We start from the raw sequence: 11,988 nt of genomic DNA on the forward strand, positions 1-11,988 counted from the left end.
AAAAAAAAACTTGTGATTACGAGCCATCTTTACCGAGGTGCTGTTCGTTAGACATAAGGTGTGCACACGAAGAGACTATCCTACTTAATATCCAAGGAAATACCAGCGCTATTGATAGGGGTTTGAAAAATAGTAGTGTTACAGGTGGGCAGACCGCAAGGTAATACATAGTAGGGCAGGGGGTAAAGGCTCCAACAGGTCTATACTGGGCTAACTTGCTGTTTGCTGAGTAAATCCTAATAGTGCGGCTTCTGGTTGTCGAGGACGATCCCGAACTGGTGTCTTATGTGCGCAGTGACCTCATGCGCGCAGGGTTTGCTGTGGATGTCTCAGACAACGGTGTCGATGCGGAGCATCTGGGTAACACCGAACCTTACGATGCGATCGTACTGGATCTGGGCTTGCCTCAGAAACCAGGTATGGAAGTGCTGCAGGCCTGGCGCCAGGCTGGCAATCGGGTACCTGTCATCGTGTTAACGGCCAGGGATGCCTGGTACGAGCGGGTTGATGGGTTCAAGGCTGGCGCCGATGACTATCTGGGCAAGCCCTTTCATGTGGAAGAGTTGATTGCACGGATTCGCGCACTGATCTACCGTCGGCATGGCAGGAGTTCTCACAAGATCGAGACCCGCTCACTGCGACTGGACGAAGATGTTCAGCAAGTAGAAGTGGGAGAGGTTACGCATCAGCTGACAGGCACAGAGTTTCGTCTGCTTCGTTACATGATGCTCAATAGTGGTCGGATACTCTCCAAGACTCATTTGTCCGAGCACGTCTATGATCAGGATTCCGAGCGCGACAGTAATCTGATTGAGGTGTATATCCGTCGGCTGCGCGAAAAAATCGGTAATCAGATGATTCTGACCAAGCGCGGTCAGGGTTATATATTCAACGACCCCTCCGTGTGAACTCGCTGGAGCGCAGCCTGCAGATAGGGCTGATTGGTAGCCTGTGCGTCATCCTGTTCGTTTTCTGGTGGACGGCGACTCTGAGTAGCCGCATGCTCACGGAGAGGTTTGTTTTTGGTCGACTGGCAGTCAAGGCCAGTAATATCGAATCTATTCTTGAGTTTTCCGATGTCCCTGAGCCCTCTGTCCAACTGGGCCGGTACAAGCTTGATCCTGCGTATGGGCTTCCAGCGTCCGGACATTATTTTGTTGTGCGCACAGACGATCGGTTGCTGATGTCTCGATCGGCCTGGGAGCAGTTTTTCGAAGTACCGGTGCTGGTTCCCGGGGAAAAGCGCCTGCTACGGACAACAGGTGTCAGCGGAGAGGCCTTGCTGCTCTGGTATGGCGGTTTCTCTGAAGGTGGGCAGGAATTCACGATTGCTGTGGCTGAGAATGTAAGCCCGATCAAGGCCAAATTGCAGGTGTTTCAGTGGTTTAGTGCCATTGTCGCGTTCGTGCTGCTGGTGGGGATGCTGAGTGTGCAGCGATTGATCGTCAAGCATTCGGTAGACAAACTGGAAACCATTCAACGTGACATGCAGCGCCTGGAGCATGGCCAGGCAGTCTCGTTGTCAGAAGATGTTCCCGACGAAGTCTTGCCGCTGGTACGTGAGTTCAATCGGCTGCTACGTCGTTACGATCAGCGATTACGTCAGTCTCGCAATGCTGCGGGAAATCTTGCACATTCGCTCAAGGGGCCATTGAACTTACTGTTGCGTTGCACCGAGTCAACCCATATTGGCCGCGCTGAACAGACGCTCATTGGCCAGAATGCGGAATCCATTCGGCAATTGATTGAGAGTGAATTGAAGCGAGCCCGGCTGGCCGGGCGGGGTACCGTCGGGCAGCGCTTTGTGGTGGATGAGGAATTACCGGCTTTGATCGGGTTGCTCGAGCAGGTCTATTCCGACAAGACAGTGGATGTGCGCTACAACATCGGTCCCGGGGTTGAGCTGGTGCATGATCGGCAGGATATGCTGGAGCTGATCGGCAACCTGCTGGATAACGCGGTCAAGTGGAGCCGCTCTGTGGTTATCATCAATCTTCGCAGTGCCGACGGCATCTTGATGGATGTCGAGGACGATGGACCAGGATGCTCCCCTGAAGAACTGGGAAGACTGACGGAGCGAGGTGTCAGAATCGACGAATCCGTTGCCGGGCACGGACTGGGCCTGTCGATTGTCAAGGATATAGTGGACTCGTACGAGGGGCGCCTGGAGCTTGCGACCTCAGCCCGGCTGGGAGGGCTGCGCGCCAGTGTCTATCTGCCCTCTCGCAGCTTGTCCAGAGATTAGCGTTCGGGACTAACGCTTGGCAAGAGAGAGGTCGATGACCGGCTTCTTGTCATTTCGACGATAAAGTGTGGCCGTGTGGCCTATTTGCTGCACACTGATAGCTCTGACGGATTGACACAACAGATTCAACTGGTTCAGGCGAGCCTCCTTTTCCGATTCACTCAGTTTGACCTTGACCAGCTCGTGATGACTGAGTGCGCCATCGAGTTCTTTGGTAACCGCTTCGGTCAGGCCATGCTGGCCCAGACGAACAACAGGCTTGAGAGCATGCGCCAGAGAGCGCAAGTATTTGAGGGCTGCCTTGTCCAGTTCGCGTTTTTTGTTCATTGAGTACGTCGGGTTTTGTGGCTATTGACTAGAAACGCCCTACAATCGGAAGCTGTAGGCCGTCGTCGGAGGGTCATTCTAATAGGGTAGGAGTATTGTGGGTCGAGCAAACAGCAAAAGCAGCAGTCGCTGGTTGCAGGAACATGCCAGTGATCAATACGTCAAGCAGGCAGCCTTGGATGGCTACCGCTCGCGGGCTGTCTACAAGCTCATCGAGCTGAACGAGAAGGATAAACTGATTAGGCCCGGTAGTGTGATTCTTGAGCTCGGAGCTGCACCCGGTGGCTGGACTCAGTATTTGTCACGCCAGGCGGGTGAATCGGCCCGAATCGTTGCCTCTGATATTTTACAAATGGATTCATTGCCAGATGTTACTTTCGTTTTGGGCGACTTTACCGAACAGTCGACGGCCGATGACATCAATTTGGCGATGGAAAATCGCAAGGCAGACCTTGTTTTGTCTGACATGGCTCCCAACTTGAGTGGAGTAGGTGTGTCCGATCAAGCCCGAGCAATGGGTCTGGTCGAGCTGGCATTGGTTGCCGCAACGGAATTTCTGGCACCAGATGGTGCCTTTGTGGTCAAGGTTTTCCAAGGTGAAGGCTTTGATGCCTATATTAAGGAAATACGAAAGTGCTTTCGTAACGTAAAGATTCGAAAGCCGGCTGCTTCCCGGGCGCGTAGTCGCGAAGTATATGTAGTAGCAAGGAACTTGATATGATGATGGAAACCCCGTCATCTAGTAGTTAACGGAACAAGCGGCAATCGCCGAATTGCGAGGTAAGTCTTTGAGCGATCTATTGAAAAACGTGTTGCTGTGGGTTGTGATTGCGGTCATTTTGATGACTGTCTTTCAGAATCTGGGCGGCGACCGGCAGGCAACGGATACCATCGCGTATTCGGACTTTCTGCAAAGCGTCAACAGCGGCCAAGTCGACCAAGTCAAATTTGACGGCGTTGAAATTACCGGTAACCGAAATGGTGGTCAGGCATTCACCACTTACAGCCCGGAAACTGATTACAGCTCGCTGATTGGAGAGCTTAACCGTGCGAAGGTGAATTTCGAGCGAGTGCCGCCTGAAAACCCAAGCATGCTGTTGAGTATTCTCATCAGTTGGTTCCCCTTCATCCTGTTGATTGGTATCTGGATTTTCTTCATGCGACAGATGCAAGGTGGCGGTGGCGGTCGAGGGGCTATGTCCTTTGGCAAGAGCAAGGCACGTTTGCTGAGTGAAGATCAGATCAAAGTGACGTTTGCTGATGTTGCAGGTGTCGAAGAAGCCAAGGCTGAAGTGTCGGAACTCGTTGAGTTTCTGCGCGATCCAGGCAAGTTTCAGAAACTGGGTGGCAAGATTCCACGCGGCGTTCTGATGGTGGGTTCTCCGGGTACAGGTAAAACGTTGCTGGCCAAGGCCATTGCGGGCGAGGCTAAAGTGCCTTTCTTCACCATCTCGGGTTCTGACTTCGTCGAAATGTTCGTCGGTGTGGGCGCCAGTCGTGTCCGTGACATGTTCGAACAAGCCAAGAAGCATTCCCCTTGCATCATCTTCATCGATGAAATTGATGCCGTGGGTCGGCATCGTGGTGCCGGTCTGGGCGGTGGTCACGACGAGCGTGAGCAAACCCTCAATCAGTTGCTGGTCGAGATGGATGGATTTGAAGGTAACGAGGGCGTCATCGTCATTGCTGCAACCAACCGTCCTGACGTGCTGGATCCAGCGTTGCTGCGTCCCGGTCGTTTTGATCGTCAGGTTGTTGTTCCTTTGCCTGATGTGCGCGGACGTGAGCAGATTTTGCGTGTCCACATGCAGAAAGTGCCGGTTGCAGATGATGTGCGTCCAGAGCTGATTGCTCGTGGTACTCCAGGGTTCTCCGGTGCCGACTTGGCAAATCTGGTTAATGAGGCGGCCTTGTTTGCGGCTCGTGCCGACCAGCGACAGGTCGACATGGGTGACTTCGAACGGGCCAAGGACAAGATCATGATGGGCGCCGAGCGCAAGTCCATGGTCATGAACGATCAGGAAAAGAAACTGACTGCCTATCATGAAGCTGGTCACGCCATTGTCGGGCGTCTGGTGCCTGAGCACGATCCGGTCTACAAGGTCAGCATCATTCCTCGTGGACGGGCGTTGGGTATCACTATGTTCTTGCCTGAAGAAGATCGTTACAGCCATAGCAAGCGCAAGCTGCAAAGCCAGATTGCGACCTTGTACGGTGGTCGTATCGCGGAAGAAATCATTTTCGGTGCAGACATGGTAACTACCGGTGCCTCCAACGACATTGAGAGAGCGACAGAAATCGCTCGTAACATGGTGACCCGTTGGGGCTTGTCCGACAAATTGGGACCTCTGGCTTACAGTGAAGAGGAGGGTGAAGTTTTTCTTGGTCGTGCCTCTTCAAAGCAGAGCCCCATGTCTGGTGAGACAGTCAAGTCAATCGATGAGGAGATTCGCAAGCTGGTCGATGATAACTATATCGCTGCTGAAAAAATCCTGAACGACAACCAGGACATTCTTCATGCGATGGCTGATGCATTGCTGAAGTATGAAACTATCGACCTGGGGCAGATTGACCGCCTGATGGATCGTCGTGAGCCAGGTCCACCGGCTGATTGGGGCGGGGATGATTCCAGCGGAAAGTCAGCAGGCAAGAAGGCTTCGCCTTTGGATAAAGAGTCAGACAAGAAGGCTAGTGATGACTCTGATGAGGATGTAAGCGATCCAGCTGATCCATCGCCAAGTCTGCATTGATCTGCTCGTAGTTTCCATCAAGGCCCGTCACTGTTGACGGGCCTTTTTCATTTCAGGACGTCCTTTTCGTGCATTTTGCCCTCCAGTGTGGTCCCCGTTTGTTGAGTCTTGAGAAGCCTCGAGTCATGGGTATTCTCAATGTCACCCCCGATTCCTTTTCCGATGGTGGTCGGTTTGACACGCTGGACAAGGCACTGGCGCAGGTAGAAAGCATGCTGAGCGCTGGTGCGGATATCATTGATATCGGCGGTGAATCCACGCGTCCCGGTGCCGCGGCGGTGAGTGAGCAGCAAGAGATGGATCGCGTGTTGCCTGTGATAGAGGCTATCAGCAATCGCTTTGATACGATTGTCTCTCTGGATACCAGCAGACCCACATTGATGCGCGAAGGTGCTGCTGTGGGTGTTGGCATGATTAACGATGTCAGGGCCTTGTGTATGCCGGGTGCGTTAGCGGCTGCAGCCGCAACGGGATTACCGGTATGCCTGATGCATATGAAAGGTGAACCGCGGACCATGCAGCAGGAGCCGGTCTATGCTGATGTGCTGGTCGAAGTGGGGCAGTTTCTTGCTGAGCGTCGACAGGTTTGCATTGCAGGAGGTGTTGCAGAGTCGTCGATTGTTCTGGATCCGGGGTTCGGATTCGGCAAGACTCTGAAGCATAATCTGACCTTGTTGAAATATCTGAGCAGGCTCGGTAATGGCTCGCCATTGCTGACGGGCCTGTCCAGAAAGCGTATGTTTGCGCAGATACTGGGTAGTGATTCGGTAGATAGAGTAACGGCTTCTGTGAGTGCTGCCCTATTGTGTGTGCAGAACGGAGCATCTATCGTGCGTGTGCATGATGTGGCGCCGACTGTACAAGCGCTGGCGGTTTACCGCGCCGTGCAAGAGTGTTGATAGTCTAGACAATTGGATTGAGTAAAATAATGGCAAGAGAATTCTTTGGTACTGACGGCATACGTGGACGCGTAGGCCAGTATCCGATGACTGCGCAAACCGTGATGAAGCTGGGTTGGGCTGCTGGCAAGGTGTTGGCATCCAAGGGTAATCGCGAAGTGTTGATCGGCAAGGACACCCGGATTTCCGGCTACTTGTTCGAATCAGCGCTGGAAGCCGGTCTGGCCTCGGCAGGTATCAATAGCCGCATGCTAGGCCCCATGCCGACACCGGCAGTGGCCTATCTGACCAGTACTTTTCGCGCGGCGGCCGGTATTGTCATCAGTGCTTCGCACAATCCGTTCTATGACAACGGGCTGAAATTTTTCTCCACAGAAGGCAGTAAATTGCCGGATGAAGTCGAGCTTGAAATAGAAGCCATGATGAAGGAGGAAATGACGACCGTTGATTCCAAGGATCTGGGGCGTGCCCGTCGGGTTGACGATGCATCTGGTCGCTACATCGAATTTTGTAAAAGTACGTTTCCTTCCACCCTGCGGTTGGATGGATTGAAAATCGTCGTCGATTCAGCAAACGGTGCGGCTTACCATATCGCTCGAGAAGTTTTTGACGAGCTGGGTGCCGATGTTGTGTCCGTTGGAGCCGATCCAAACGGCATGAACATCAACAAGGATTGCGGTGCCACGGCTCCTGACAATCTGCGAGCCCACGTTTTGCTTGAGCGGGCAGATGTCGGTATTGCGCTCGATGGTGACGGCGACAGAATCATCATGGTGGATCATCGCGGTGAGATTGTCGACGGTGATGAAATTCTTTATGTTCTGGCGAGCGCCTGGCATGCCAAAGGCACGCTAAAGGGCGGTGTGGTCGGTACTCTGATGACCAATCTGGCTCTGGAGCACGCTTTCGAAGAAAAAGGGATTCCGTTTGCTCGTGCCGGTGTTGGCGATCGCTACGTCATGGAGCTGCTGCGTGAGAAAGGCTGGCAGCTGGGTGGTGAAAACTCTGGGCACGTGATCTGCCTGGATCGCGTGACGACGGGTGATGCGATTGTTGCAGCTCTTGCCGTGCTGGCAGTCATGCGCGAAAGTGGAGAGTCGCTAGCCGGATTGCGAACGGGGATGAAGCTGTATCCACAGGTTCTGATCAACGTGCCTGTGTACAGTAAGGTGAATCTGGATGGTAACGATAAAATTCAAGCTGCTCTGCTGCAGGCCGAAACCGATCTTGCAGGAAGTGGACGAGTATTGTTGCGTCCATCAGGTACCGAGCCATTGGTGCGTGTCATGGTCGAGGGTAAGGTTGCCAACGATGTGCAGGCAATTTGCCAGCGCGTTGCGACAGCTGTCGGTGACGCACTGGACTAAATGGTGACTTGCGGGTATCCTTCTTCGGTTATCGTTCAGGGGTAGGAAGCATTGGTCAATCGACAGCCACTTATTGCAGGCAACTGGAAGCTTAACGGTTCACGCTCATCGGTAGTGGCACTTGCCAAAGCCGTTGCTGCGGGAGTTACGTCTCCGGTAGTTGAAGTTCTGATCTGCCCGACATCCGTCCATTTGGCGGATGTGCTGGGAGTTGTCGGAAATTCTCCCGTTCACTTGGGAGCGCAGAATTGTTCTGATGCCATATCCGGAGCCTTTACCGGTGAAGTGTCGGCTGAAATGCTTGTTGAGTTCGGTTGTGAGTACGTCATTCTGGGTCACTCTGAACGACGGGCGATGTTTCACGAAGACAGTGCATTGGTTGCGGCGAAATGCCTGACTGTGCAAAAGGCCGGTCTGACGCCCATTCTGTGTGTCGGTGAAACGCTGGAACAGCGTGAAGCCGGACAGGTAGAAGAGGTCATTGCCGGACAGCTGGATGCATTGCTGGACGCAGGTGGCGTTGATTCATTTCGTCAGTTGGTAGTAGCGTATGAACCTGTCTGGGCCATCGGTACCGGCAAGACAGCAAGTCCTGAAGAGGCGCAGGCAGTCCATGCGCTGATTCGGGAAAGAATTTCTTCGCACGATGCCGCTATTGGTGAGGCATTGCGTGTTCTGTACGGTGGCAGCGTCAAGGCCGATAATGCGGCTAGTCTGTTTTCACAGGCTGATATAGACGGTGGCCTGATTGGTGGTGCTGCACTTGATGCGGCGTCATTTTTAGCGATTTGTGAGGCTGCTGCCTCTACTGTTGGTTCTTCTGCCGCTTAAGAGCGGTTTTTAAAGAGATATTTGATCAAGTATGCAATCCTTGGCGTTAGTTATTCACGTGGTGTTGGCCGTTGGTGTTATTGGCCTGGTTCTTATCCAGCATGGCAAGGGTGCCGATGCGGGTGCTGCGTTTGGTAGTGGTGCTTCAGCCACTGTTTTCGGCGCGAGTGGATCTGCCTCTTTTCTTACCCGTGCGACGACCATCCTCGTAGCATTATTTTTCACGACCAGTATTTTTCTGTTCTACCTCGCAGCTCATCGTGAGGGTGGTGTTCAATCGGTAACTGATGCTCCAGGCCTTGTAGAAGAAGCTCCAGCTCCTTCCACTGACCTGCCAGGTGGCGTTACAGAACTGCCAGCTGCTACAGAAAATGAAACTGACTTGCCAAAAGCTGCTGAGTAGCACCACTTTGCCGCAGATTTGCGTTATTATCTGCGGCTGGCCTGGTTAGGCTTTTTCTAATTGCCGACATGGTGGAATTGGTAGACACGCTATCTTGAGGGGGTAGTGGCGTAAGCTGTCCCGGTTCGAGTCCGGGTGTCGGCACCATTAGAAAATTTAGGTTTTATTGTGAGTACGAGAATAAAATTTCTCATTTACCGAGAACGTTCAGGTGATGAGAATATCTGCGATAATTCACAAGTTCTTTCAGTTCATGTAAACGTCTGCTACGGTTCAGTGGCAGGTGCAAATACCTCTGTATCTAACCACATTCAGCCAGGTAGCCGCCTATCGGTGGCTGCATGCGGAGCCCAACGATGCTAGCAAACTACTTTCCAGTATTGCTGTTTATCCTGATAGCACTGGGTATAGGTATTGTTTTGCTGACCGCCGGTCGCCTTGTCGGCCCGTCAAATCCTGGTAAAGACAAGAACTCCCCTTACGAGTGTGGATTCGAAGCGTTCGAAGATGCGCGCATGAAGTTCGACGTGCGCTATTACCTCGTCGCCATCCTGTTTATTATTTTTGACCTGGAAATCGCCTTTCTGATTCCGTGGGCTGTCACGCTTGACGCCATCTCTGGCACGGCGTTCGCGGCCATGGGTATTTTCCTGTTCATCCTGGTTATCGGTTTCATCTACGAGTGGAAGAAAGGCGCACTCGAGTGGGAATAGCATCATGGGAATAGAAGGCGTACTTGAGGAAGGGTTTGTTACCACTTCCGCTGACAAGCTGATCAACTGGGCCCGAACTGGCTCCATGTGGCCTATGACCTTTGGTCTTGCCTGTTGCGCGGTAGAAATGATGCATGCCGGCGCGGCACGCTACGATCTGGATCGTTTCGGAATCATTTTCCGTCCGAGTCCAAGGCAGGCTGACGTCATGATCGTCGCAGGCACACTGGTCAACAAGATGGCCCCGGCTTTGCGCAAGGTCTACGATCAGATGCCCGATCCAAAGTGGGTCATCTCCATGGGCAGTTGTGCCAATGGCGGCGGGTATTACCACTATTCTTATGCAGTGGTCCGAGGTTGCGATCGAATCGTACCGGTTGATGTCTATGTGCCTGGTTGCCCGCCGACGGCGGAAGCGCTGCTTTACGGCATCCTGCAACTGCAGAACAAGATTCGTACAACCAATACCATCGCGCGCTGAGACCATGACAACACGTGCAGACAGAATGCTGGAAACGTTGCAGGCCGCGTTTCCTGACAATGAAACGATCGCACCTTCACTCGATCTGATCGTCATGGATGTAGCTCCGGCGGAGCTCATAGAAGTTGCCCGGAAGTTGCACGATGACCCGGCGCTGTCCTTCAAGCAAATGAGCGATCTGGCTGGCGTTGATTACGCAACTTACGGCAAGGACGAGTGGGCTACCGATACAGAAAACATGGCCAGCTTCAGTCGTGCGGTCAACTCTGCATCGACGGGAAGTCTGACCTTCAATACAGGTCTGGACCTGCCCGAATCTGATCGTCCTCGGTTCGTGGTGGCTTATCATCTGTTATCGCTTGATCACAATGTGCGACTCAGATTGCGCTGTGCGGCCGCCGACGATGCCATGCCGATCATTCCTTCGATCATACCTGTGTGGAACAATGCGGATTGGTATGAGCGCGAAGCGTTCGACCTGTTCGGCATCCTGTTTGACGGTCATCCGGATCTGCGTCGTATCCTTACAGATTATGGTTTCATTGGTCATCCTTTTCGCAAGGATTTTCCACTGATCGGTAATGTGGAAATGCGCTACGATTCAGTCAAGGAACGGGTGGTGTACGAACCCGTGAGCATTGTGCCTCGAGTACTGGTCCCGCGCGTCATTCGTGAAGATTCACGCTATGTCGCTGGCGAAACACCGAAGAAAAACGATGCCTGAGATACGCAATTACACGCTGAACTTTGGTCCGCAGCATCCGGCAGCGCATGGCGTTTTACGTCTTGTGCTGGAGATGGATGGTGAGGTTGTAGAGCGAGCTGATCCACACATTGGCTTGCTGCACCGGGGAACCGAAAAGCTGGCAGAATCCAAACCATACAATCAATCTATTGGTTATATGGATCGTCTGGACTATGTCTCGATGATGTGTAATGAGCACGGCTATGTGCTTGCTATCGAAAAGTTGCTGGGCGTAGATGTGCCTTTACGGGCCCAGTACATTCGGGTCATGTTTGATGAGATCACTCGCATCCTGAATCATCTGATGTGGCTGGGAGCTCACGCTCTGGACATTGGTGCAATGACTGTTTTCCTGTATTGCTTTCGCGAGCGGGAAGATCTCATGGATTGCTATGAAGCTGTGTCAGGGGCACGACTGCATGCCACCTATTATCGTCCTGGTGGTGTTGCGCGCGATTTACCTGATCACATGCCACAGTACGAAGCCTCACGGTTCACCAGCAAATCAGCTGCAGGAAAGCTTAACGAGGCCCGGCAGGGATCCATGCTGGATTTCATCGAAGACTTCGTTCAGCGTTTCCCGAAATACGTTGATGAGTACGAGACCTTGCTCACCGACAACCGTATCTGGAAGCAGCGTACCGTTGGTATCGGCGTTGTGACTCCAGAGCGTGCCTTGCAGCTAGGTTTTACGGGACCGATGCTACGTGGCTCCAACATCGAGTGGGATCTGCGAAAAAAGCAGCCTTACGAAGTCTATGAAGAGCTGGATTTTGACATTCCGGTCGGAACCAACGGTGACAGCTATGACCGTTATCTGGTTCGCGTCGAGGAGATGCGCCAAAGTAATCGCATCATCAAGCAGTGTATCGATTGGCTGCGTGTCAATGATGGTCCGGTACTGACCGAAGATCACAAGATAGCACCGCCTCGCCGCAGTGAAATGAAAGGTGATATGGAATCCCTGATTCATCACTTCAAATTGTTTACTGAAGGATTCTGTTTGCCTGAGGGTGAGGCTTACGCAGCCGTGGAACATCCTAAAGGCGAATTTGGTTGTTTTCTGGTATCTGACGGTGCGAACAAGCCTTATCGCCTCAAGGTACGGGCGGCAGGATTCCCGCACCTGGCAGCGCTGGATGAGATGGCACGCGGACATATGCTGTCCGATATCGTGGCGCTGATCGGTACCCAGGATATCGTGTTCGGTGAGATTGACCGCTAGTA

13 protein-coding genes and 1 tRNA gene are annotated in these 11,988 nt (G+C 52.9%); 13 read left to right on the top strand and 1 reads right to left on the bottom strand.

The window, feature by feature from the left end:
- Nucleotides 1-242: 242 nt before the first annotated feature.
- On the top strand, nucleotides 243-908 hold the full coding sequence (locus tag IMCC3135_RS10845) for a response regulator transcription factor (RefSeq protein ID WP_088917617.1): 666 nt from the start codon (nucleotides 243-245) through the stop codon (nucleotides 906-908).
- Entirely contained in the window at nucleotides 905-2,245 is a 1,341-nt protein-coding gene (locus IMCC3135_RS10850) for an ATP-binding protein (RefSeq protein ID WP_088917618.1), read from the top strand. The genes IMCC3135_RS10845 and IMCC3135_RS10850 overlap by 4 nt, the downstream gene beginning before the upstream one ends.
- A 9-nt stretch (nucleotides 2,246-2,254) precedes the next feature.
- On the opposite strand, the gene IMCC3135_RS10855 is transcribed toward IMCC3135_RS10850, so the two are convergent.
- Entirely contained in the window at nucleotides 2,255-2,572 is a 318-nt protein-coding gene (locus IMCC3135_RS10855) for a YhbY family RNA-binding protein (RefSeq protein WP_088917619.1), read from the bottom strand.
- A 97-nt stretch (nucleotides 2,573-2,669) separates the two neighbouring features.
- Here IMCC3135_RS10855 and rlmE point away from each other — a divergent pair, with 97 nt between their 5' ends.
- The 11 genes from rlmE to IMCC3135_RS10910 all read left to right on the top strand — a co-directional run bounded on the left by rlmE (nucleotide 2,670) and on the right by IMCC3135_RS10910 (nucleotide 11,986).
- Nucleotides 2,670-3,293 (top strand): 23S rRNA (uridine(2552)-2'-O)-methyltransferase RlmE, encoded by a 624-nt coding sequence (rlmE, locus tag IMCC3135_RS10860; RefSeq protein WP_088917620.1) that lies wholly within the window; start codon nucleotides 2,670-2,672, stop codon nucleotides 3,291-3,293.
- Between the two features lie 67 nt (nucleotides 3,294-3,360).
- Nucleotides 3,361-5,322 carry an ATP-dependent zinc metalloprotease FtsH gene (gene ftsH, locus IMCC3135_RS10865; protein WP_088917621.1) on the top strand — a complete coding sequence of 654 codons (1,962 nt, stop codon included), beginning with the start codon at nucleotides 3,361-3,363 and terminating at the stop codon, nucleotides 5,320-5,322.
- Nucleotides 5,323-5,447: 125 nt separating this feature from the next.
- The gene (folP, locus tag IMCC3135_RS10870; protein WP_088917622.1) at nucleotides 5,448-6,221 is read left to right on the top strand and encodes a dihydropteroate synthase; all 774 of its coding nucleotides are present in this window, start codon (nucleotides 5,448-5,450) and stop codon (nucleotides 6,219-6,221) included.
- Between the two features lie 29 nt (nucleotides 6,222-6,250).
- A complete protein-coding gene (glmM, locus tag IMCC3135_RS10875) occupies nucleotides 6,251-7,588 on the top strand; it encodes a phosphoglucosamine mutase (protein WP_088917623.1) in 1,338 nt (445 codons plus the stop codon).
- Nucleotides 7,589-7,639: 51 nt separating this feature from the next.
- The gene (tpiA, locus tag IMCC3135_RS10880; RefSeq protein WP_088917624.1) at nucleotides 7,640-8,419 is read left to right on the top strand and encodes a triose-phosphate isomerase; all 780 of its coding nucleotides are present in this window, start codon (nucleotides 7,640-7,642) and stop codon (nucleotides 8,417-8,419) included.
- Nucleotides 8,420-8,450: 31 nt separating this feature from the next.
- Nucleotides 8,451-8,822, top strand: a complete 372-nt coding sequence (gene secG / locus IMCC3135_RS10885; RefSeq protein WP_088917625.1) for a preprotein translocase subunit SecG — start codon at nucleotides 8,451-8,453, stop codon at nucleotides 8,820-8,822.
- Between the two features lie 62 nt (nucleotides 8,823-8,884).
- Nucleotides 8,885-8,969 (top strand) — tRNA-Leu (locus tag IMCC3135_RS10890).
- 209 nt (nucleotides 8,970-9,178) lie between these two features.
- Nucleotides 9,179-9,535, top strand: coding sequence for an NADH-quinone oxidoreductase subunit A (locus IMCC3135_RS10895; RefSeq protein WP_088921798.1), 357 nt, complete (start codon nucleotides 9,179-9,181; stop codon nucleotides 9,533-9,535).
- Nucleotides 9,536-9,539: 4 nt separating this feature from the next.
- Complete coding sequence (locus tag IMCC3135_RS10900) at nucleotides 9,540-10,016, top strand: NuoB/complex I 20 kDa subunit family protein (protein WP_088917626.1); 477 nt, start codon at nucleotides 9,540-9,542, stop codon at nucleotides 10,014-10,016.
- 4 nt (nucleotides 10,017-10,020) lie between these two features.
- Complete coding sequence (locus tag IMCC3135_RS10905) at nucleotides 10,021-10,740, top strand: NADH-quinone oxidoreductase subunit C (protein WP_088917627.1); 720 nt, start codon at nucleotides 10,021-10,023, stop codon at nucleotides 10,738-10,740.
- On the top strand, nucleotides 10,733-11,986 hold the full coding sequence (locus IMCC3135_RS10910) for an NADH-quinone oxidoreductase subunit D (RefSeq protein WP_236994768.1): 1,254 nt from the start codon (nucleotides 10,733-10,735) through the stop codon (nucleotides 11,984-11,986). Before IMCC3135_RS10905 ends, IMCC3135_RS10910 begins: the two co-directional genes overlap by 8 nt.
- The last annotated feature ends 2 nt before the right edge of the window (nucleotides 11,987-11,988 follow it).

The sequence above is a fragment of the Granulosicoccus antarcticus IMCC3135 genome (genome assembly GCF_002215215.1).
Classification (GTDB): domain Bacteria; phylum Pseudomonadota; class Gammaproteobacteria; order Granulosicoccales; family Granulosicoccaceae; genus Granulosicoccus; species Granulosicoccus antarcticus.